Below are 22,768 nucleotides of genomic sequence, written 5' to 3'. Positions count from 1 at the left end.
GTAAGCCAGCAAAACCATCCTGAAGAAACTCCAGTGTTAACAAGCAAATTTTATGTTGGCTCAAATAATCTTCAAGCCTGATCAGGAAATTCAAATTCCATCTTATCAAGATACTGCTCAAGATCTATTTTACCATAGACCATTTCCAAAGCTGTTTCAATAGACATAATTGCTGAAGCAATTTTACTTGTCTCTCTATCAATGACACTTATTTTCGTTTTTTGATAATTATCCCGAACGAAATCATCATCGTATACTGCACAACAAAGCTGATCCAAGCACTGTGATGCATGAAACAATGAATCTTGCAAATTAAATCCTATTTTACTCTTTACAACTAAGCAAAATAGATTTGAACGCTCTTCTGTTGCCACAAATTCAAAACCAACGATTTGCATGTTATGAATAAGATTCAATAAGGACGCTTCGAACCTAACTCTAATCTTGTCACTACCTCCTAACTCAGCAACCACTTCTGTCATATAATTTAAATACACCAACACTTCAGCCAATCGAATAACTGTATAAACATCCTGTGACCAATAGAAAACCTTATAGAAATCCTCTACCGATAGTGTAACAGAACGCTGATTAGGCTTGCCATATTTAACAACAACATCCGTTTTATTTATTGCATAAGATTTATGTGCAGCAATATTTCTCCATTGGCTTATAGAAATAGAAGCTATAGGATCTTTCAAAAGCAAGTCAGCATCAACGCGGAACTGAGATGAAAAGTCATTTATTAATTTCCCAAAATCCACAGATGAATTATCAGCAACTACTTGCCTTATTTTGAAAGCAACAAATTTATCAAACAATTTAAAGCGTGGCTTGAAGCACCCTTCCAAGACTTCATCCATAGCTTTAAAATAAAACGCTATTTTGTCACGCTCAGAGAATTGAGATACATCAGGCTGAGTCAACACATTCATCATCCATCTAGAATCAGTATCACCTATCTCATTAAAAGAATCTGATAGCATTTTAACAGAAGCACTCTTATCAAGCAATATGCACTCCTTAAACACACTATATATCCAATTAAACAAATCAATAAATTCTTTCTTATTAACAAATTTTACATAATTAACTATTTCAGTCCTTAAAATTTCCTTGTTCTTCTTCAAAAGAGCATCACTAACAAAATATTCGCTAAACACCATTTTGATTAATGCATTCCAATCTTCCACTGTATAATCAGATGAAAAACTTAAACGCTCATACATCTTATCCCTTCTCATATTCAGTCTACTGTTTTAATGTCAAAACATTCAAACTTGAATTAAGGCAATTTAGCTCATACCCGCAAACAAACAGCGGGTAGCAAACCTCATCGGTTCACTACCCGCTGCTGCATTCAAGCCCTAAGCGTCTAGCGTTGCCCTACCGACTTCTCCTGCGCCTGCTGGCCGGAGAAATCGAAGTACAGGGTCATTTCCTTGGCGTACGAGGGGTCTTTGCCGTAGTCGTAGTACATGTTGGTTTTGCCCATCGGGCCCATGTTCTCGGCTTTCTGCGACTTGGTGCCGATGGGCGTGATGCCGTGCATAAAGGAGAGCTGGCCGCTGGGGAAGGCCGGGGCCGTGTTGTAGGGCGTGGCCGAGAAGCGCGGCGTGAACAGGCGCAGGTACACGTCTTCCTGGTCGCAGACTACCGTGAAGGGCTGGCCGGTGGTCTGCAGGGTGAGCCAGTAGAAGTTGGAGTAGTAGCCCTTGAACTCGGGGTACTCGGGGCCGCGGGTGCCGTTCATTTCGCCGGTGCTGGTGTCGTTGTAGCCTTTGGTCCACACGCCCAGGTTGGTGCCCTTCAGGCGGTCCTTCCACACGCGGTAGGGCCCGTCGCCGCGCCACTGAGCGCCGCGCACCTCCTTTTCGGGGTAGCTGAAGCTCAGGCCGGCCAGGGCGAAGTCGTAGTCTTTGGGGAAGTACTTGGCCGTGAGGCGTACCCAGCCCGAGGGGTACACCGTCCACTGCAAGGACTGGTAGCGGCTCTGCTTGCCGAACTTGGCTTCGATGACCACGTTCTGCCCGTCCTGGCGCTGGCTGAGGCCTTCGAAGGCGGTTTCGCCCTCGGCCAGCACGGGGCCGTTGGTGAGCGGGATGATGCCCTTGGCGTTGCGCACCGCGCGCAGCAGGCCCGAGCGGCGGCTGAAGCTCAGCTCCACGCCGTTGGCGGACACGTTGTAGAGCGAGTCGGTTTCGGTGAGCTTGGCGGCGGTGGGGCCTTCCGTGCGGATGAGGCGCTGGGCCACGGCGCTGGGGCGGGCAATGGGCCAGCTCCAGGTGTAGATTTCGCGGCCGTCGGGGTACTGGGCGGTGAGGTAGAGCACGTCGTGCTGCTGCCAGTCGGCGGGCAGGGCCACTTTCAGGGTGCCGTAGGTGCCATTGGGGGCCACGCTGGGCGTGGTGAGGGTGCCGGTTTTGGTGACGGGTGCGGCCTTGCTGCCGGGGCCGGGTAGCTGGGTTAGCTTCCAGGTGAACTTACACTGATTCAGATCGGTGAAGTGGAAGCGGTTTTGCACGCGGAAGGTGCCGTCGAAGGCCGGGGTGATTTCGCGGCGCTCGAAGAACACGGGGCTCCAGACCTCCTTGATGGTGAAGAAGCTGCCCTCCTTTTCGCGGTAGGGGCCGAGGATGCCGTCGGCGCCGTGGTTGCCGTCGGTGTCGAGGATGCCGCCCTTGTCGGTGCGCACCACGCCGGCGTCGGAGAGGTCCCAGAGGAAGCCGCCGGCCGAGCGCGGGTGGGCCCACATCTGCTCCCAGTAGTCTTCGAGGCCGGCGCCGTGGCCGCCGTCGTAGAGGCCGTGCAGGAACTCGGTGGGGAACACCACGTTGTGGCCCTGCAAGTGCGTGCCGTTGCCGTAGTCGTAGTTGATGTAGTGCTGGGTATCGGTGCCGCGGAACACCTGCCAGGCGTGCACCACGGGGCGCTGCTGCAGGTCCATGCGGTCGAGCACCGGGTCGAGGTCGAAGTTGTGGCCGCCCTCGTTGCCGTTGACCCACACCACGATGCTGGGGTGGTTTTCGTCTTTGCGCACCATCTCCTCGGTGAGCTTGGTGCCGGTGGGCGTGTCGTAGTTGCCGTGCCAGCCGGCTATTTCGTCGAGCACCATCAGGCCCAGGGAGTCGCAGGCGGCCAGGAAATGGTCGTCGGGCGGGTAGTGGGCCATGCGCACGGCGTTCATGTTCATCTCGCGCATCAGGTTCACGTCCTGGATGCTCAGGGCCTTGCTGGTCACGCGGCCCGAAGTGGGCCAGAACGAGTGGCGGTTGACGCCCTTGAACTTGATTTTGACGCCGTTCAGGTACATGCCGTCCCGCTCGCGGACTTCCATGGTGCGGAAGCCGATGCGCTGGTCGACGGTGTGCACCGGCTGCCCGCCCTTGCGCAGGGTCAAGGCCACGCGGTAGAGGTTGGGCGTTTCGGGCGTCCAGAGCCGGGCTTGATTGAGCGAGGTTTGCAGGCGGGTGGTGGCCCCGCCGGCTACGGCCGCGCGGAACTCCGCGCCGGCTTTCTGCCCATCCAGCGTGTAGAGTTGGCCCACGACTTCATCGGCGCCGCTGCCTTGGGTGTACACGTCGGCGCGCAGGGAGCCGTCGGCCTTGGCGTCCACGGCCACGCGGCTGATGTGGGTGGCGGGTAGGGCTTCGAGGAACACCGGGCGGAAAATGCCGCCGAAAAGCCAGAAGTCCCCGCGCCGCTCGGCGTCGTTGACCGACTCGTTGGCCGAGTGCTTGGCGACGGTGGCTTCGAGCAGGTTGGTTTTACCCGGCTTGAGCAGCCGGGTAATGTCGTACTTGAAGCGGTAGTAGGAGCCCTGGTGAACGGGGCCGGCCGACTGACCGTTGATTTTCACCTCGGTGTCGGTCATGGCGCCGTCGAAGACGATGTTCACCGTCTTGCCATCCCAGTTCTTGGGCACCTTGAACTCGTACTTGTACTGGCCCACTTCCTTGCCGCGGGCAGTGTCCTTGGCGTGGCCGTAGTTGTACTTGCCAAAGCCCTGCAGTTCCCAGTTCGAGGGCACCGGGATGGTGGTCCACTTACCCGCCTTGCGGCCGGCCGAGCAGTGGAACTTCCACTTCACCGTGTGGTCTTTGTCGGTACCGGAGAGGTACTGGATTTCGGTCTGCTGGGCGTGTGAGGCCAGGGGCAGCAGGGCGAGGAGGTATGGGAGGAAACGTTTGGGCATATCGGGTTGGGGTCGCCTCACGTGCGCCTCACCCCCCGGCCCCCTCTCCGAAAAGGAGAGGGGGAGCCTGACGACTTCGTTGGGGGCTTGGGGTGGGCGCTGAGGCTTATTGGAGGTGGGCTTTGATGGCCTGGAGGACTTGGTCGGTTTCGTGGAGGGCTTGGTCGTTGGCGAAGCGCAGGACGCGGTAGCCTAGCTCGGCCAGGATGTCGGAGCGGCCTTTGTCGTATTCGGCCTGGTCGGGTTCCAGGTGGCCGGCGCCGTCCAGTTCCACTATCAGCTTATGCGGGAGGCAGACGAAGTCGGCGATGAACCGGGCTATGCTGTGCTGGCGGCGAAACTTCACCCCCAGCTGGTTGCCGCGTAGCCGTTGCCAGAGCAGTTCTTCGGCCGGCGTCGGCTCGTGCCGCATTCCGCGCGAGCGGGCTTTCAGATCAAGCCGCCCGTACTGTTTCCGGTCGGCGGTAAAGATTTTATCCTGCGGCAGGTAAGGCTCGTTGGCTTCCATAGAATTCGGGTAAAATCAGAAACCAAAAAGCTACAAAACCAAACCGCGCCGCCGTGGCTCCCCCTCTCCTTTTTCGGAGAGGGGGCCGGGGGGTGAGGCGCCACGTCAGGGCGTCACCACTCCCCCACTCGTCTTCAGCGACTTCAGGTAAAACACCGCCAACTTCTCCGACTCACCCGCTCGGGGCAGGTCGTAGGTCTGGTCGGCGGGCGTGTCGGGCGTGGGGAAGTGGCGGGCCGGGCCGGTGCGCAGCATCACCCGCTCGAACGAGGCCACCGGGGCGAAGAAGATGAAGGTGCTGGTCTTGCCGCCGTTTACCGACACTGTGCAGGTGCGGTTGGGCGCATCCAGGGTCACTTTCAGGTCCAGTTGCTGGCCGGCCTGGTACTTGGCGACACCCTTGAAGCGCGCCCCCGCCTTGTAGCTCAGCGTGCCGGTGGAGTCGAAGCTCAGCTGCACGGCGGGTTGGCCCTTGGCGTCCTGAAACTCGATTTGCAGCAGGCCGTGGTCGTTCTGCGCGGGCACTACCGCCAGCTCGGCCGTCAGCTGCTTGCTTTCGGGGATGATGCGCTCGGCCTTGGCGTAGTCGAAGCGGTCCGAATCCTTGAGCACGAGACCCTTCGAGCCGTCGGGCAGCGGACCGATTTCCACCGGGGCCTGCACCAGGCTGTAGGTATTCCACTGCTCCAGCTCCTGGCCGGCGGGCATTTGCGCGAAAACGTCGTTGGCGTGGCTGGTAGCCGTGGCGCGGATGGGCACCGGCACGGAGGCAATCCAGAGGTCCTCCTTGTTGACACTGTAGCTCACCCACATCTTTTTGTCGGGCGGGGTACCGTCGCCTTCCTGGATGCCGCGCACGTACTGCGGGCCGTAGCTCTTGTAGTTGCCGCCGTAGCGCATGGGCGTGATTTCGCCGTGCACCAGCCAGAGGTCGGTGTAGTCGAGGCCGTTTGCGGAGGGCGACACGGCCAGCGGCCAGCGGAACTCCGAGGGGTTGTACACCGTGGCGTACTGCCCATCCGAAGTGCGCTGCCCCCAGATTTTCGCGTTGCTGTTCACGAAGTGCGGGGCGCGGATGACTGGGTTGGGCCAGGTTTTGCCGCCGTCGGGGCTGATGGTGGTCAGCGCGTGCTTCCAGAGGCCCACCACCCGGCCGTCGGGCAGGTGGTAGTAGCTGAAGGCCTTATAATCCTTGTGAATCGGGATGAGCGGGTCGTCCTTGTCCTGCTCCTCCACCATCTGCTGCATCATCAGCGGATTCGCCAGAATTTCCTCGCAGGCGGCCACGAAGCCCTTGTCCTTGCTTTTGGTGTAAAACGGGTAGGTCGATTTCGACTGGTCCCAGGTCTTGTTGTGGCGCAGGAAGTAAATCGGGCCGAACTTGCCCCCGGGCAGAACCTCCCGCACCACCCGGCCGATACCCTGCCCGTCGTTGGGGTCATCCTTGGCGTCGAGGGCCACGCCGTAGTAGCCCAGGGTCAGCAGGCGGTTCTTGTTCGACACGTAGAAACCGATGCGCTGGTGCATCACCGCCTCCAGGTTCCTGGCCATCTTGCCGGGCTGGTCGGGCTTGGTGAAACCGTCGGGCACCTTGTAGGGCGGGAAGATAACCGTGGGGTTGGTCCAGGTGTAGCCGTCCTTGGAGGTCAGCAGCAGGGTGCGGCCGGGCGGCACATGCTCGCCCACGGGGTTGCTGAGGTACTGGTAGTAGAACTGCCCCTGCCAGTAAGCCAGCATGGGCGCGTGGTTGTAGGTCCACCCCTCCCCGTTCGCGGCGCTGGGCTGCTCCCGGTTGGCGCGCAGCACCTGCCGGGCGTGCGTGCCGATGGCCGGGCGCAGCTGACCGTGGTGGTAGTCCACGTTGCTGAGCGTGGTGCCGGTGTAGCGGATGGTTTCCGGCGCCGTCTGGGCCTGGGCCGAAACCACGCCGAGTGTCGCCGCCGCTGCCATCCAAATTCCTATCTGCTTGCTCATGGATTTCCGCTCGTGGTGGTCGTTGCCGGCGCCGCCGAAGCGCTGCGCAACAGGTTCTTCAATGTCTTGCGCGGCACCATGAACACGGTGCCGTGCTTGTGCCCCTGCGGCACGCTGGTCTGGGCCGACACGTCGGTGAACGTCTTGAAATCGGCCGTTTTCATCACGCCGAAACGCTTTTCCTTGTAGGCGTCGTAGTAAATCAGCCACTGCTTGTCGGGCAGCGCCAGCACACTCGGTCCCTCGGTGAAGTTGCCGGTGAAAGGCGCCGACACCTCCGGAAACGGCCCGATGGCCGACGGCCCAAAGGCCACCTTGATGTTGCGCATAGGCCGGGTGTTATCCTTCACTACCAGCACGTAATCCTGCGGCCCGCGCCCTACCACCACGGCGTCAATGGCGCTCCAGCCCGGGTCCAGAAACAGCTTGGCCGACGCAAACGACTGGAAGTCCTTGGTGGTAGTGTAGTAGAGCCGGTGGTTGTTGTCCTCGTCCTCAATGCCGCGCGGAAAACGCAACGGGATGGTCGAGGCCCACACGATGAGGTACTGCTGCGTGGGCGCGTCGTAGAAAATTTCCGGGGCCCACACGTTCACGGTGGTCGGCTCGTGGCCCATCACGTCGATGAAGCGCTGCGGCGACCAGTGCACCAGGTCCTTGGAGGAGGCGTAGCCGAAGCCCTTGTCGCCCTTCCAGCCGCAGGTCCACACCAGGTGATAGGTGCCGTCGGGCCCGCGGGCAATGCTCGGGTCACGCATGATCTTGCTAGGCCCTACCTGCGGCGTGAGGAAGATGCGGTTCAGGTCCTGCCACTTGTAGCCGTCGTAGCTGTAGAGCAGGCGCAGCCCCTCGTTGGCCGGCTCGTGGAAGGACGTGAACATGTACACGTCGCGCGAGCAGGCCGAGAGCAGGGCGGCGCCGAGCAGCGGGGCGAGGAAGCGGACGGCTTTGGTTTTAAGCATTATGAGGTTACTCTAGAACGTCATGCTGAGCTTCTATTAGACCGCGTCCAACACCAGCACCCAGTCGTTGCCGTTTTTCGGCTCGCCGGGGGCGTTGAATTCCTGCGTGCCCTTGTTCGGAAAGGTGCCTATGGCAGTGGTTTTCCCGTCGCGCGGGCTGAACCACGAAGCCTTTACCTTGCTGCCGCTGATTTTACCCAGATTTACTTTAAAGGTGCGGCCGGTGTAGGTGTACACGAAGGCGTAGTTCTTGCCCCGCGTAGCCATCAGCCGCTCGTACTTCTCCCCTTCCCCGCCGGCAATCAGCGACTGATCCGGCACCCGTTCGAAGAAGGGCCTCGACAGCATGAGCTGCTTCAAATACTGCATCTGCGCGGCCCCTGGCGCATTGATGGCCGAGGACCACAGCTCCGAGGAGCCGTAGGCGCTGCCCTTGTCGAAGGAGCTGTGCATCTGCATCACCGAGTTCTGCCCGTAGGTGTAGCCAAAGGCGCCTGCGAAGACCGACCAGTAGCCGTAGCGGCGCACGTCGGCGTCGGTCCAGCGGGGCTGGGTGATGTCGTGCAAACCCTGCGGAATACCCTCGTACGACGGCTCCCCGTCGATGCTGGGCTTGGTGGGCTTCAACTGATTGTCGACCAACTGGTAGCGCCAGTTATCCTCGCCGTAGAGCTTTTTCTCCTTGCGCGAAGTATCCTGCTCGTAGCGCCGGTGCCCCGACTGGTACATGTTGAAATCCAGCCACTTCGCATTATGAAACCAATCAGAAGACTGCGTGCGGCCCCGCGGGTGGTAGGTCACCAGATGGTTCGGGTCGATGGCCTTCAGGGTGCTGCCGATGGTATTCCAGACTTTCAAGGAGTCGGAGCCGGCAATGTCGCCGCCGTTCAGCCAGATGATGTTCGGACGGTTCTTGTAGCGCTCCGCCAGGAAGGTCGCGTAGGCTTTGGCCTGCTGCTGGTTGACCTTGCCGCCCTTTACGTTGGTGCCCCACACCGGCACCAGGCCCATGTACAGCCCCTTTTTGGCCGCCATATCCACGATGTAGTCCACGTGGTCCCAGAAGTCGTACTGGGCCGGGTCCGCGGGCAAGTTGCCTTTGGTGACCAGCGGCGTGGCCACGTTGCCGCGCACCAGGGCCGAGTCGCCGTACACGTTTACGGCCGGCACCTGGTGCAGCACCATCACCTGAATGACGTTGAAGCCTTTTCGGCGGCGGTCTTCGAGGTAGGTTTCGGCTTCTTCGCGCTTGAGCTTGTTGAACAAGAGCCAGCCGGTGTCGCCCAGCCAGAAGAAGGGCTTGCCGGCTTCGGTCTGCAGGTAGCGGCCGTTGCTGGCGACCTTGAGCTTGCCCACGGGCTCCGAGGGCGCGGCGGCGAGGGTTAAAACGGAGACCGTTAGAATTGAGAGCTTAGAAAGCCAACGATTCAGCTTACGGGCCGTCCGGTGTTCAGGCTTGCGCCCCATCTGCGCCTCGTTGGGTTTATTCTCCTGGGTCATTCGAATTAAGTTTCGCTGTTCTTCTAAGTTCTTCGCTCGCCCTTCTGGGCACTAAACCCTACCCCTTGTCTACCCACAGGATGGCGGGGGCGGCTTGCGGATTTTTGAGGTCGAGCACCTGCCCACCTTTTACTTTCTGGGCTTTGCCGAGCAGCTGCCCGTTGCGGGCGTCGAGCCAGTGCACTTGGAAAGTACCCTGCTCCTTGCTGAGGTCAAGCTGGGTGGCGGCGGCCGGCTCGCAGTAGCGGATGTAGCCCTGGCCGGGGCTGACGAGCTGCCACTGCTTGGCCACGGCGGCCTGCTGTTCGGCGGGCTTCATCTGGGCCACGGCGGCCAGGAATTCCTGGCTGGGCACGGCCGGCACGTCGGGCAAAGAGCCGCCGGCCAGCAGCACGGCCCAGCCGAACTTGTCGGCCCCGTCGCCGGAGTAGAGCACGGCTTTGTCGGGAAACTGCTGGCGGTACTCGCGCACGGCCCGGTACACCTGCTCAAACGATGTGGCCTTGGGTTTCAAGAGGCGCGCGTGCTGGCGCGGGGCCAGGTTCTGGCCGCCCTGCGGGGCGTAGGCTTCGCCGTTGGCCTGGTAGTGCCAGTAGCGGATGTCGATGATATCGACCACGGCGGCGCGGATGGGGTCCGCCAGGATGGCGTCTTGCACGTCCTTGGTAGTAGCCAGCCCGACCAGCGCGTGTTTGCCGGTTTCCTGTTCCCACTCCTTGATGGTGTCGAGCCAGAACTGCACGAAAGGCAGCGGGCCGGTAAACTCCTCCCCGATCAGCTGGATGACCCCGCTCTGGTCGGCGAAGTTCGTGAGGCACTGACGGATGTAGGCGCGGTGCAGGGCGCGGCGCGTGGAGTGCGTCACGTCGTAGAACTGCTCGGCCATGAAGATGCGCTTGTCGCCGGCGTAGTTGGGCGGCTCGGGCAGGCCGGTGTCGTTCACGTTGTTGGCCGGGCGCCAGGGGAAGTCGGCGTAGTGCGCGCCGGCCTCGATGATGTTGTGCTGGAAGTAGTTCTGGTGCACCAGCACCAGGCCCTTCTGGTCGGCCAGCTCGGCAAACTCGCGCAGGCGGCCCCAGTACCAGGGATTGTACTTGGTCAGGTCGTACTTGCTCAGCCCGTCGTAGGCCGCGCCCTGCCCGCTGCGGGCGAAGGGCAGCTCGTAGAAGGGCGGCCACACGTCGCCGTCCATGCGGCGGATACGCTCGTGGTCGTCGCGGCGGCGTTCGTACCAGAGGGCGTAGTTCTGCTCCATGCCCACCTGGTGCCGGGCCTGCATGGAATCGGTCAGGGCCTGCAGGTCGTCGGTGAGGCCGCGGCCGGTGCGGCCGGGCACGTAGCGGGTAATGGCCGGCTTAGCCTGCCCGATGCCGTAGGGCCGCGACGAGCCGTTCCACCACGGCACCGAGCCCCGGCTGCCGGTCTGCACCACGCTGCCGCGCACCAGCACGCCGTTCTGCACCCGCAGCGGCGCCTGGGCCGGCGCGGGCGCGGCGGGCTTTATTTTCAGCTGATCGAAGTTCTTGGCGCCGGCTGTCGAGGTCGAAATGGGCTGGCGCTGCGGGGCCTGCCGGATCCAGTCGATGAGCTGCGGGGCGGGCTGCTTGGCTTCGGCGGTGAGCTGCTGGGCCACTGCGACGCTGGGGCTGCTGGAGGCTTCGGTGGGCACGGTCAGTAGCTGCGGCTGCACGGCCATTTTGCCGCCGAGGCGCTCGGCCAGCTGGGCGTAGTAGAGGCTACGCGGGTTGATGGAGTTGTTGGATTCGCCCCAATAACCGTCGCCCTGGAACTGGGCCCAGGTGCCGAAAGCCCAGTTCTGGGCGGTGGGCGGCTTGGGCAAATCGATGCGGGCGGCGGTGCTCTGGTATACCACGCTGTTGGCGGCCGTCCAGCCCGCGCCCTGCCCGTCCTGCCCGCGGTTGGCCAGGCTCAAGGCGTGGCCGTCGATGTTCACGATGTCGAACAAGAGCCCCGAGGCCCAGCTGTCCGTGGCCCCGCTGAAGCCCAGCGACTCCCGGCTCTGGCACTGCACGAAGGCGTTGGGCCCGGCGGCGCAGAAGCCGGCGGCGAAGTCGTGGTAGCCCTGCTCGGAGTACAGGCGCTGAAACAGGGTCTGCTGGCCGGCGGTGAAAAAGGCGTTGCGCCGCTGCCCGCCGATTTCCGACACCGGCGCAAGGCTCAGGCAGTCCTCCACCGTCACCCGCCGGGCCGATTCAAAAGCCGCCACCGCTGAGCCGGCGAAATGCTCAAACGCCACCTGCCGCACCCACCCATCGGCCACGTTTTCCAGGGTCACGCCCATCCAGCGGTGCGCCTCGTCCTTGGGGTTCTTTTCATCGAACGAGGAGCGGCAGCGCAGATTCTCCACGCCCACCTGGCTGATGCGGCCCGCCCAGCGGTAGGGCTGCACGGTGCCGCCGCCGTACTGCGCCTCCAGGGCGGTGGTCAATGGGGCGTCGAGCGTCACCACGTCGCCCTGCACGCTCACCACCTGCCGGTCCCAGGTCAGGTCGCGCTGCCCCGGCTTCCAGCCCAGGGCCGAAATACCGCCGCCGAAAGCTTCGGTGCCCAGCGCCTGAATCCACTCCTTGGTCGATGGTCGGCGCACCAGCACCAGGTCGCCGGCTTTCAGCGCGTGCGCGGCCAGCTTGAGCTGATTAGCCCCGACGGGCACGTAGGCATCCGTCACGGCCACGGCTTTGTCGAGCTGCCGGTCGTCGCGGCCGGTGAGGCGGATGAGCGTCTGCCGGTCCAGGCCGCTGCCGAGCAGCACGGTGCCATCCTCGCCCATACCGCTGCCGCGCAGCACCACGCCGGAGGCTTTGATGACGAGGCCGCCGGCTACGTCGTACGTACCGCGTTCCAGCAGCACGGCGCCGCGCAGGCCGGTGGCTTTATCGGCGGGCAGGGCGGCCACGTAGTCCAGCGCGGCCTGAATGCGGGCGGTGGCGTCGCCCTGCTTCACGGGCACCACCACGCGCACGGGCGCCAGCGGAATGGCTTTTTCGCTGGCCGCGTAGCCGCAGGTAGAAAAGTCCGGTACGCGGTTGCCCTGCGCGTCGGCCACGTACACCAGCCGGTGGTCCTTGCCTTCCGCCAGCGGCGGCAAAGGCTTTTCTACCTTGGGTTTCTGGGCATACACGGCTACCGGCCAGGGCGCGGCGCTCAGGGCCAGGCCCAGGGCCAGACCGAGCAGGCGCGGCTGAAAGCGGAATACCAGAGTGGGGACGGGCAGGGTCAAGAGCGGAGAGTGGTTTTAGCTGACGTTGAACGTCGATGTAGCGCTGACTTTGTAGTCGGCGCCGGCGCGGCACGCGCCGATGTGGGGCCGCGCAATTAGGCGACAACAGCACCAACGGCGCGGTTCCGCATTGCGGCGTGCCGCCGCAGCGCCGACTACAGAGTCAGCGCTACGACGCGGACGACGCATCTACGACTTGCGGGTACCGGGGGCGGCGGGCGTTACTTTCTGCGGGTCCACCACGCTGTTGAGGTACTCCTCGATGTTGGTGTAGCCGTCGTTGTCGCGGTCCTTGGCGGCATCGGCGGCGTCTTTGGGGTTCAGGCCGTGCTTTTTCTCCCAGTCATCGGGCATGCCGTCCTTGTCGGTGTCCTTATAAGGAGTGCCCTTGTAGTCGGGGTAGCCGCCCACCTGCTGCGGGTCGGTGATGATGCCCTGCTTGTAGGAATCGGCGGGCAGGCGGCGCTTGATGTAGGGGTTGACGGGCGTGTCCCTGGCGTCCTTGGCGTAGGTGATGCGGCCAGTGCGTACTTCCTCCACCACGCGGGCATCTACGGCGTCGCGGCGGGGCAGGGTGGCGCCCACGTTGGCCAGCACGTACTTATAGGCGTCCGGGGCCGACAGCAGCGGGCCCACGCCGGTCAGGGCAAAGGGCTTGTCGGTGCGGATGGCAGCCAGCACTTTTTCCGGCTCGGCCACGTCTTCCAGCTGCACGCCGCCGGCCCAGTTGTCCTTGGTTACCTTGTCGTTGCCCTCGATGACGTTGCCGGCCACGTAGGCCTTGCCGAACACGCCCTTCAGCTCCTTCTCCCGGCTGCTTTCGGCCTTGAGGATGCGGAAGCTGATGGGCTTATCGAGCGGGGTGATGGGACCGGGCTTGTAGTAGTTGTTCACGAAGTTGTACTCCGAGCGGTTGTCGCCGCCGTCGGCCGAGCGGTTCCACCAGTTGAACACCACGTTGTTGGCGAAGTTGAAGTCGCCGTACATGCCCACCGAGGGGTTGCGGCTGATGTTGTTGGCCCAGAGGTTGCGCACGAAGGTGCTGTTCAGCCCCCCGATGGTGCTGCCGAAGGCGTGGTTGTAGGTGTCGAGGCCTTCGGAGAAGATGCTGTTCTGAATGGTCACGTTCACCGTCGGCAGCTTGTCGGCCTTGCCCGTTTCGGGGTTGTGGTACACGTGCCGGTACATCGACATGTTCTCGTCCAGCCCCCAGGAAGCCGAGACGTGGTCGATGATGATGTTGCCGATGCCGTTGCCGCCCAACCCGTCGTCGCGGCGGCCCACTTCGGTGGCGCCGCGGCGGAAGCGCAGGTAGCGGATTACCACGTCGTGGGTGTCAATCCACAAGGACTCCCCGGCTACGCACACCCCGTCGCCGGGGGCCGTCTGGCCCGCAATGGTGATGTAGGGCGCCCGGATGCTGATGGGGCTTTTGAGCCGGATGATGCCGGCTACGTTGAAGACCACCGTGCGGGCGCCGCCCTGCTCACAGGCCTCGCGCAGGGTGCCCGGGCCGCTGTCGTCCAGGCTGGTCACCACGAACACCTTGCCGCCGCGCCCCCCGAACGAGTACGCGCCACCGCCCTCCGCGCCCGGAAACGCCGTGATTTTGGCCTGCGGCAGATCCGAAGGCTTGGCCGCCCAGGGCACGTAGGGCTTGCCAGCTTTGGCTTCCTGCTCGATGATGGGCAGGGCCTTGGCCCAGGCTTCATCGGAGCGTTTCTGCGCGTCGGCCAGCAGCGCGTCGGCCTTGGCCTGCACGTCGGGCGGAATGGTGGGGTACTGGGCAAGCGCGGGCTGGGCCGCGCAAGCCGCCGCGGCGGTGACGGAGAGGAAGAGCAGGCGGTTTTTCATGAAAAGGCGGAAGGAATGGGCGGCAGAATTAGCAGTTTTTTTGGCCCTCGTGCTTCATCTGACGTCCGCTTATCGAACCGAGGGAAGGCGTAGGCAAGCTGGACCGTTCTATCCTGTTAATTATAGCCGTCGTTTTGGTAGAATTCGCCTTTGTTGGTTACCACATCAATGTCGCTCTGCGGAATGGGGCGCAGACGGTGGAAATCTTGGATGCTGGCGCGGGCGTCGGGGTTGTGGGCGCGTACCCGCTCCACCAGCTTGCCGGTGCGCTTGAGGTCCAGCCAGCGCACCTGCTCGCCAGCCAGCTCCCGGGCCCGCTCGTCGAGGATGAAGTCCAGGGTCATCTGGGCGGGCGTAACCTGCATGGCGGCGGTGCGGCCGGGCAGGGCGGCGCGGGTGCGCACCAGGTTCACGTAGTAGGCAGCCGAATCGGTGCGGCCGAGGCGGACTTGAGCTTCGGCGCCGATGAGCACGATGTCGCCCAGCCGGAGCATGTTGGCGTCGCGCGAGCTTTCAGAGGTGGTTGGCGTGGCGCGGGTCGGGTCGTCGAACTTGCGCAGCGAGGGATAGTAGCGCCGCTCGCCTTTCAGGGAGCCATCGGCGTTGTACAGGTCGTCGATGTCGTATGTCTTGTAACGGTAGCGGCGGGTGTAAAGCTGCTCGAAGTCCGGAATGCTGCGCTTGCTGGTGAAGACGGCCGTGTCGCCCACGGCGAACTTGGGCTGGTTCAGGAACGGGGCCAGGGCCGGGTTCTGGTTTACTTCGGCCTGCGTCCAGCGCGGAATGGGCTTGACGGTGGCGTTGTTGGCAATCCAGGCCTGCTTAAACGAGCCGAGGTACCGGGCGTCGTTCTGCTCGTTGTAGAGGTCGAGCAGGAAACGCGTGGGCATGTAGCGCACCTGCGGCCGGCCGTTGGCCACGTCCTGCGCCATGCCGGGCAGGTCGTCGTACTGCATCAGAAACCATTGATGCCCGGTGTGGCTGCCCGCGTTGAAGGCCAGGTTGGTGGAGTAGTTCACGGCCCAAAGCACTTCCGCGTTGCGCTGGTTGGTGAAGGTCCAGAGGTCGGCGTAGTTGGTCAGCAGCCGAATGCCCTGCCCCGTGTAGCCGGTGGTGACTTTGCGGGCGTAGTTGGCCGCTTTCTGGTACTGCCCGTTGGAGAGGTAGGCCTTGGCGGCAAAAGCCTCGGCGGCGGGCCGGGTGATGCGGCCGTAATCGGTGCCGGTGGCTGGGGCCGGAAACTGCGCCAGCGTCACGGGCAGGTTGCGTACGGCGAAGTCCACGTCGGCCAGGATCTGGGTGTATACCTCCTGCACCGAGGCGCGGGTGGCCGTTGTCACCACGCCCTCGGTGGGCTCCAGGCGCAACGGCACCGGCCCGTAGCTTTCCACCAAATGGTAGTAGTACCAAGCGCGCAGAAAGCGTAATTCGGCCTCAGCCGAGGGGCGGCGGGTGGCGCTCAGCCCGGCTTGGTTAATGAACTTCAGCGCCTGATTGACCAGGTTGATGCCCTGGTAGCAGGGCACCCACAGGTTGTTTTTCACCCACACGTTGTCGGTGTTCAGGCCCTGGTAGTTCATCAGCGGCGGCTGCGGGCGCACGTTGCTTGCCTGCGTTTCCCCGTTGAGCTGGGCGTTGGTCCAGATGTCGGTGCCCATCTCCAGCAGGGCATAGCCCGACTCTTTGCCGTAGATGGCGCGGTTGTAGGTGTAGGCGCCGTTGACGGCGGTTTCGAAACCCTCGGGCGTGGTAAAGACGGCTTCGGCGGTGGCCCCGCTGGGGTTGAATTCTTCGAGCTGGTCTTTGCAGGCCGAAGCGGCCAGTACCAGCAAGGCAAACGTCAGGGGTCGGATGATCTTATGCATGGCTGACAGGTCGAATTAGAAACCCACATTCAGACCGACCACGTAGGCGCGGTTCAGCGGGCGGTCGATTACGCCTTCGCCTTCGGGGTCGAAGTCTTTCAGGCTGCTGAGCGTGTAGAGGTTGCGGCCCGACACGTACACGCGCACGTTGTCGATGTGGGCCCGGCCCACCACGCTTTTCGGGATGGTGTAGCCCAGGGTCACGTTGCGCACCTTGGCCCACGATGCCTCGCGCTCGGTGAGGGTGGTCACATAGCTCAGGGCGCGGGTGGCGTGGGGACGCGGGTACTCGTTGGTGGGGTTTTCCGGCGTCCAGTAGTCCACGCGGGCGCCGTTGCTGCTGCCGTTGCGGGTGTACTTGGCGTAGTAGTCGGAGCTGATCCACTGGCCCACGCGGGCCACCAGCAGCACGTTCAGGTCGAAGGCTTTGTAGCGCAGGTCGTTGCTCAGCCCCCCGGTCCACTTGGGCACTCGCGAGCCGATGATGGTGCGGTCGGCGGCGGTGATTTTGCCGTCGGGCACGCCGTCGGGGCCCGAAATGTCGGCCACTTTGATGTCGCCGGGCAGGAACAGGCCGGGGCCGTACTTGGCGGCCTCGTCTTCTTCACCAAGCTGCCAGATGCCGATTTTCACGTAGTCGTAGTACACCTGCGCCGGCGCGCCTTCGATCAGGGAGTTGCGGTAGTCATCGGCAATGACGTTGCCGTTGGGCAGTTTGTCGATGGTTTCGCGGTTGCGGGCGTAGGTCAGGGTAGTCGACCACGTCAGGCCTTTGCCGCGCAGGTTCTGCGACGTCAGCGACACCTCCCAGCCGCGGTTGCGGGTGCTGCCGATGTTGCGGTTCACCGTCGTTACGCCCGTGAAGCCGGCCTGCGTGAAGGGAAAAATCAGGTCCTTGGTTTTCGCGTCGTAGTAGTCGACGGTGCCGGTAATGCGGTTGTCGAACACCCCGAAGTCCACGCCCACGTCGGTGGTGTAGGTTTTTTCCCAGCCCAGCTCCCGGTTGCCCACCAGGCCGGAAATGGTATAGGTGGGCGAAGCAGCGGTTTCGTTCCAGGAAAACGGCGTATTGGTCAACGAGCTTTGCGTGCCGTAGGCGTTGATGCCGTCGTTGCCCGACACGCCGTAGGAGCCGCGCAGCTTCAGCTCGGTCAGGAACTTCAGGTTCTGCATGAACGACTCGTCGACGATGCGCCAGCCGATGGCGGCCGAGGGGAAGTAGTCCCACTTATGCCCCGGGCCCAGCTTGCTGGAGGCGTCGGCGCGGTTGGTAACGGTGAGCAGGTAGCGGCCCTTCCAACTATAGTTGACGCGCCCGGCAAAGGAAATCAGGTCGTTGCGCCGGAACCCCGAGCCGAAGAATGGGTTTTGGCTGGCCGCCGCCAGGTTGTAGAACGATTGCGACGGCAGCACCTGGTTCTGGCCGCCGGCAAAGCTGTTGGTATTCACGAACGAGAGGTTACTGCCCACCCCGGTCAGCGTCAGCGAATGGTCACCGAATTCCTTTCGGTAGGTCAGCACGTTTTCCCAGCTCAGGTTGCGGTCCTGGTTGCTGGTGATGGACGCCTGCGAGCGGTTGCCTTGCCCGTCGATGGTGTTGATACCGAAGAAGCTACCCGCCTCCGAGGTGGCGTAGTTGGCTGCAAAGGTCGAGCGGAAGCTCAAGCCGTCGAGCGGGGTCAGCTCCACGTAGGCGGCGGCAGTCAGGCGGTTGGTCTTGGTGTTGCGCTCATAGGCGCCGGGCTGCTCGTCGGCCAGCGGGTTGGGGCGCGAGCCGCCCAGCGGGAAAAAGATGAGCTTGCCGTTGTCGTCGTAGGGGCGGCCCAGCGGCACAATCTGCGAGGCCGCGTTGAACGGGTCCCGGCGGATGTCGTTGTTGATGTAGGCCAGCTGCGTCTGCACGCCCACCTTCAGCCACTTGTTCACCGTCTGGTCGATGTTGGCGCGGGTGGTGTAGCGCTTGAAGCGGTCCAGCTTCATGAGGCCCTTCTCGTCGTAGTAGCCCAGCGAGAAGTACACCTTGGTATTCTCCGAGCCGCCCGAGAGGCCGACTTGGTAGTTTTGCTGCATGCCGGTGTGCAGCAGCTGGTCGGGCCAATTGATGTACTGCTCGTTCTGGATGGCATCCAGCTGGGCCGCGTTGAAGGCCACGGGGTCGTTGGCGGGGCTGCTCCAGGTGCCGGCGGCGCGGAAGGCCTCACGGCGGAACGCTACCCACTCGGGCCCGCTCATGAATTCGCCGTAGCCAGCCACCTTGGTAATGCCGGTATAGGCGTTGAAGTTGATTTTGGGCTTGCCGGTGCTGCCGCGCTTGGTGGTGATGATAACCACGCCGTTGGCGCCGCGCGACCCGTAAATGGCCGTCGACGAAGCATCTTTCAGCACCTCGATGCTCTGCACGTCGTTCGGGTCGATGTCGGAGGCATTCACGTTCTGCACGCCGTCCACGATGTAGAGCACGTTGTTCGACGAGCCGGGATTGGCAATGGAGCGGTTGCCGCGGATGCGAATGGAAGCCCCTTGCCCCGCGTAGCCGTTGGCGCGGCTGATGTCGGCACCCGGAATCTTGCCCTGCAGCGCCTCCGTTATCGTCGTAACGGGCAGCTTGGTTACCTCCTCCCCTTTCACCGATACCACGGCGCCGGTCAGGTCGCGCTTTTTCACCGTGCCGTAGCCGATAACCACCACGTCGTCGAGCGAGGCTGTTTCGGCTGCGAGGCGCACTTCCACGCGGGCTTGGTCGGGCTTCACCACCACCTCCTGGCTGCGGTAGCCCAGGTACGACAAGATCAGCGTTACGTCCTGCTTATCGGGCACCTGCAGCGTGAAGCGGCCTTCGTTGTCGGTGGTATTGCCGTTGGTGGTGCCTTTCACCAGCACCGTCACGCCCGGCAAAGGCTCCGCTTTGTCGTCGCCGACCACCTGGCCGGTAACGGTCCGCGTTTGGGCCTGGGCGGCGGTGCCGATGAGCATCGTGGAAACCGCCAGTAAGGGAAAAAGAGGTTTCATGAAGCGTGAGGGTTAGGGAAGGTTTCCGGGAGAGTCAGTGGTTAGTTGGGCAGCGCGGCCAATTCGGCAGTGCGGGCTTCGGCGCGGACCGCGAGGCCATCAACGGCTCCGCAAAAATGCACCGTCAGGCCCATTTCCGCTAAAGCAGCAGCCTTTATGCGGCAGGCCTGGTGGGCTTGGGCTTCGTCGGCGGCATACACCACCTGAATGTGGTTGGCCTTGTGCCGGGCCATCATCTGGTCGCGGCTCACGCCCTTGAGCGTGGCGTGCATGATGGGCCACTGCGGCGTGGTTTCCTGCCAGCGGCGCTGGGTTTCGGCTTCGGGCAGCGCCACGGCCTCGCCCACGCCCAGGTCGCAGTGCAGGGCGTTGTCCTGCACGTACACGCGGCTCCATACAATGTGGCCGGGTCGGCTCACGCCCTTCAGGCTGCCCCCGCCAAGGCGGAAATACATGGGCGGCTGCCGCTCGGAGCTGGCGCCCTGGTAGCCGCCCACAAAGTGCGCCGGCGGGGCCGCGCCCGAAATCAGGAACACCCACACAAACTCCTCGCCGGCACCGGTATCAACGTCTTGGCCCCAGCGCAAGTCGTGGAGCGTGGTTTCACCCGACAGGCCCAGCTCGTTCCACAGGCCGTAGGTCACCAAGGCATCAAGGCCGGCGCACTCGTCTACTTCGTTGAAATGCGGCAAGGCCTGGCCGGCGTACAGCTCGCGGCCGTCGGCGGCGTACACGGGCGGGCGGTCCTGGTTGTTAAGCAGGCCCTCCACCAGGTCGCTGGCCACGGTCAGGTCTTTCAGGCCCTGCTGGTACTGAATGCCGATGGTGGCGCAACCAAACTCGTCGGCGAGGCGCACGGCGGCAATGTACATCTTGCACTGCTCCAGGGTCTGGGCTTCGGTTAGCTCGGTGGCTTCGTCGTGGCCCCAGTTGAAGCGCATGCCCTTGGCCAGCAGCCAATCGAGCACCTGCCGGGCTTCCGCATCGGCGACGGTGCGCATGGCGGCATACAGGGTCGACTGGCTGAGGCGCTCCTTGAACAGGCCGGTGGCATGCAGCAGCTCGTCGGGTACAATGGCGTTGTACATGCCCATGCAGCCTTCGTCGAACACGCCCATAATGGCTTTGTTCTCGCGCAGCCGGCGGCCAAAGGCGCGGCCCTGCTGTTCCTCAGCGGCGGGCAGCTGCACGTCGCGCAGGCTGGTCACGTGGCTGTGGTCGTGGTCGATGGTGCCAGTGGCCAGCCACTGACGCAAACCGTCTTCAAAGAAGGTATCCGTAAAATCTTCGCTCCAAAGCGAGCTGTAGGTCACGCCGGCTTTGGTCAGGCAGCCGTTCAGGTTGAGCATGCCCACCAAGCCGGGCCACTGCCCACTCCAGTTGGCCACCGTCAGAATGGGGCCGCGGTGGGTGGTCAGGCCGGCCAGCACGTGGTGCGAGTACTGCCACACGCTTTCGGCCACGATGAGCGGCTGCTCGGGGTCGATGCCGCGGAATACGTCCATGCCCATCTTCTGCGAGTCAAGAAAGCCGTGGCGTTTCGCGGGGTCGTAGGCGTGGGCGCGGCGCACCGTCCAGCCCTGTCGGGCCAGGGCCGCCGTGAGTAGTTCTTCCATGGCCTGCTGCGCGGCCCAGCAGTCTTGGTTAGCAGCCAGGCGCAGGTCGCCGCTGGCAAATAGCAACACTTCTTTCGGGGTGGTAGCAGCCACGGAATGCGGTGGTTAGGGTGATTTGCGAGTTGATGACGGAGGACCTCAGCGCGGTTCTGAACGCTCAGGTGGCAAGGCAACCGCCGGGCGGGCGGCTGCGAGTAGACAGCACCAGCCGGCCGACGAAACCTGCCACAGGCCTCGTTAGCAAATATGCGCGGTGCGGTTGGGGAGGCCCTACCAGTTCTTAGCAACTTAGTATAGGATGTTATCATGCACTTTTTCGCATGATCCAGGCCGTCCAGCCAGGGCAACGAAGCACAACCGACGGTCCTCTGCTGCTTGGGCCTGCTGCGCTTGGTTTAACTCTGCTTCACCTACCTGCTTTCCACTTCCTACGTGTCCTCCAAAGCGACTAACTGGCCAAATTATTAGTTATACAATAATCTGTTTTACAGACATTTAAATACATTTTTTACCATTTGTTATTTCGATTATAACTCTACTCACCACCGGTAACACGCGCCGCTCTGGCTTGCCGACCTGTGGCACTCTGTCGCACGAGTAGCCCCAGCCGGAAAGCGCACTTGCAGGCGCTGGCGCCGGATTTTGCTTGGAAACAGGGTGTTTTAGAACCTCCACTGGGCTTGGCTTTCCGCAGTCGGCAAAAAGCCCCCGAGCAGTAGTCTACAGGAGAGTTCGGGTAAATGCGGCCTCTACATTAGTGACCACTCACCACATATACCCGGGCGAGTTGCGGGTCGAATCGGCTGGTTTCTCCAAAAGATAAGATCCTAGAGTAGCCCGCTGGGTATTGCCCTTGCTCCGGTCCCATGCCCCTTTCGCCTCTTTGATCTTTCCCGGCGCTAGCCACCTGCCCGGCTAGCCTTTTTCTGATTTCGCACTGCAATCCTTTGCGGGAATCTTTCCACCGCCGGTTGCCCCTCTTAATCCGCTAGTGCCCAGCGCTGTGCCTGACCCGGACCGCGCAGTTGTCCTCACTCACTCGCCCCGCCCCCATGAAAGCCCACTTCCACAAAATCCCGGTCAGCTCGCAAAGCTCGTTCAGCATCCGCCACGATGTGAAGCCGAACTTCGGCACTACCTGGCACTATCATCCCGAACTGGAGCTGCATTATGTGATTAAGGGCGAGGGCGTGCGGCTCATCGGCGACAACATCAGCAATTTCTCGGCCGGCGAAATCGTGTTGCTGGGCCAGAACCTGCCCCACACCTGGCGCTGCCGCGAGGAGTATTTTCAGTACGACGCCGACCTGGAGGTGGAGGCCATCGTCATCCAGTTCATGCCCGAGTGCTTAGGCCGCTACCTGCTGGGTTTGCCCGAGGCCTACCTGATTCCGAAGCTATTTGAGAAGGCCAAGAGCGGCCTGCTCATCAACGGCGACGCCCGGGAGCAACTAGGGCCGCTGATGCGCCGCGCCGTGGAAGCCACCGACCTCGACCGCATCATCATCTTCCTCTCCATCTTGAAAATTCTGTCGGAGACCGACGAAATCGAGAGCATTGCGTCCAAGCACCACGCCTTCACGCAGTCCAACGAGTCGGATGCGCTGCGCATCAACAAGGTGTGCAACTACACGCTGTCGAACTACAAAAACGAAATTACCCTGGAGGAAGTCGCCAGCATCAGCAACCTGAGTGTAACCTCGTTCTGCCGGTATTTCAAGCTGATTACCAAGAAAACCTACTACGATTTCCTCATCGAAATCCGCATCAGCCAAGCTTGCCGCTTGCTCATCGAAGACAAGCTACCGACGGAAGTTATTTGCTTCGACTGCGGCTTCAACAACGTCTCAAATTTCTACCGGCACTTCAAGAAAATCACGAAGATGACGCCGCTGGAATACAAGCGCAAGTACCTGCGCAACTACAAAGAACTGGCTGCCGCTGCCTAGTTAAGGGGCCTTTTCCCTTTCGCATACATAACGAAGCGCCGCCCCGGTAATCGGGGCGGCGCTTCGTCGGTTACGGGCAGTGCAGATGCTTGCCT

General features: G+C 62.2%; 12 protein-coding genes. 1 reads left to right on the top strand and 11 read right to left on the bottom strand.

Annotated elements, in window-relative coordinates; translation table 11 throughout:
- Positions 1-71: 71 nt before the first annotated feature.
- The 11 genes from F0P96_RS02405 to F0P96_RS02355 form a co-directional block, all read right to left on the bottom strand.
- On the bottom strand, positions 72-1,193 hold the full coding sequence (locus F0P96_RS02405; protein ID WP_201743886.1) for a hypothetical protein: 1,122 nt from the start codon (positions 1,191-1,193) through the stop codon (positions 72-74).
- A 182-nt stretch (positions 1,194-1,375) separates the two neighbouring features.
- Positions 1,376-4,195: a glycoside hydrolase family 2 protein gene (locus tag F0P96_RS02400; protein ID WP_151077138.1), complete on the bottom strand. Its 2,820-nt coding sequence runs from the start codon at positions 4,193-4,195 to the stop codon at positions 1,376-1,378.
- A 106-nt stretch (positions 4,196-4,301) separates the two neighbouring features.
- Positions 4,302-4,703 (bottom strand): endonuclease domain-containing protein, encoded by a 402-nt coding sequence (locus tag F0P96_RS02395; RefSeq protein ID WP_151077137.1) that lies wholly within the window; start codon positions 4,701-4,703, stop codon positions 4,302-4,304.
- Between the two features lie 105 nt (positions 4,704-4,808).
- Positions 4,809-6,677, bottom strand: coding sequence for an exo-alpha-sialidase (locus F0P96_RS02390; protein ID WP_235917355.1), 1,869 nt, complete (start codon positions 6,675-6,677; stop codon positions 4,809-4,811).
- A complete protein-coding gene (locus tag F0P96_RS02385; protein WP_151077136.1) occupies positions 6,674-7,639 on the bottom strand; it encodes a glycoside hydrolase family 43 protein in 966 nt (321 codons plus the stop codon). The genes F0P96_RS02390 and F0P96_RS02385 overlap by 4 nt, the downstream gene beginning before the upstream one ends.
- A gap of 36 nt (positions 7,640-7,675) precedes the next feature.
- Entirely contained in the window at positions 7,676-8,995 is a 1,320-nt protein-coding gene (locus F0P96_RS02380) for a glycoside hydrolase family 140 protein (protein WP_235917354.1), read from the bottom strand.
- Between the two features lie 202 nt (positions 8,996-9,197).
- Complete coding sequence (locus tag F0P96_RS02375) at positions 9,198-12,380, bottom strand: DUF6298 domain-containing protein (RefSeq protein WP_235917353.1); 3,183 nt, start codon at positions 12,378-12,380, stop codon at positions 9,198-9,200.
- 189 nt (positions 12,381-12,569) lie between these two features.
- Complete coding sequence (locus tag F0P96_RS02370) at positions 12,570-14,234, bottom strand: pectate lyase family protein (protein ID WP_151077135.1); 1,665 nt, start codon at positions 14,232-14,234, stop codon at positions 12,570-12,572.
- A gap of 116 nt (positions 14,235-14,350) precedes the next feature.
- Positions 14,351-16,099, bottom strand: coding sequence for a RagB/SusD family nutrient uptake outer membrane protein (locus tag F0P96_RS02365; RefSeq protein ID WP_151077134.1), 1,749 nt, complete (start codon positions 16,097-16,099; stop codon positions 14,351-14,353).
- A gap of 15 nt (positions 16,100-16,114) precedes the next feature.
- Positions 16,115-19,108, bottom strand: a complete 2,994-nt coding sequence (locus F0P96_RS02360; RefSeq protein WP_151077133.1) for a SusC/RagA family TonB-linked outer membrane protein — start codon at positions 19,106-19,108, stop codon at positions 16,115-16,117.
- Positions 19,109-19,149: 41 nt separating this feature from the next.
- On the bottom strand, positions 19,150-20,817 hold the full coding sequence (locus F0P96_RS02355; RefSeq protein ID WP_151077132.1) for a fucose isomerase: 1,668 nt from the start codon (positions 20,815-20,817) through the stop codon (positions 19,150-19,152).
- 959 nt (positions 20,818-21,776) lie between these two features.
- On the opposite strand from F0P96_RS02355, the gene F0P96_RS02350 reads away from it, so the two are divergent.
- On the top strand, positions 21,777-22,673 hold the full coding sequence (locus F0P96_RS02350) for an AraC family transcriptional regulator (RefSeq protein ID WP_151077131.1): 897 nt from the start codon (positions 21,777-21,779) through the stop codon (positions 22,671-22,673).
- The last annotated feature ends 95 nt before the right edge of the window (positions 22,674-22,768 follow it).

The sequence above is a fragment of the Hymenobacter busanensis genome (assembly GCF_008727865.1).
Lineage (GTDB): Bacteria > Bacteroidota > Bacteroidia > Cytophagales > Hymenobacteraceae > Solirubrum > Solirubrum busanense.
The sequence above is the reverse complement of the archived record's forward strand: the minus strand, read 5'-3'. Positions and strand labels throughout refer to the sequence as shown.

Excerpts from the sequence above, each read along its gene's own strand:
- F0P96_RS02400 (WP_151077138.1), bottom strand. The coding sequence starts at position 4,195 with ATGCCCAAACGTTTCCTCCCATACCTCCTCGCCCTGCTGCCCCTGGCC.
- F0P96_RS02365 (WP_151077134.1), bottom strand. The coding sequence starts at position 16,099 with ATGCATAAGATCATCCGACCCCTGACGTTTGCCTTGCTGGTACTGGCC.
- F0P96_RS02395 (WP_151077137.1), bottom strand. The coding sequence starts at position 4,703 with ATGGAAGCCAACGAGCCTTACCTGCCGCAGGATAAAATCTTTACCGCC.
- F0P96_RS02390 (WP_235917355.1), bottom strand. The coding sequence starts at position 6,677 with ATGAGCAAGCAGATAGGAATTTGGATGGCAGCGGCGGCGACACTCGGC.
- F0P96_RS02350 (WP_151077131.1), top strand. The coding sequence starts at position 21,777 with ATGAAAGCCCACTTCCACAAAATCCCGGTCAGCTCGCAAAGCTCGTTC.
- F0P96_RS02385 (WP_151077136.1), bottom strand. The coding sequence starts at position 7,639 with ATGCTTAAAACCAAAGCCGTCCGCTTCCTCGCCCCGCTGCTCGGCGCC.
- F0P96_RS02370 (WP_151077135.1), bottom strand. The coding sequence starts at position 14,234 with ATGAAAAACCGCCTGCTCTTCCTCTCCGTCACCGCCGCGGCGGCTTGC.
- F0P96_RS02360 (WP_151077133.1), bottom strand. The coding sequence starts at position 19,108 with ATGAAACCTCTTTTTCCCTTACTGGCGGTTTCCACGATGCTCATCGGC.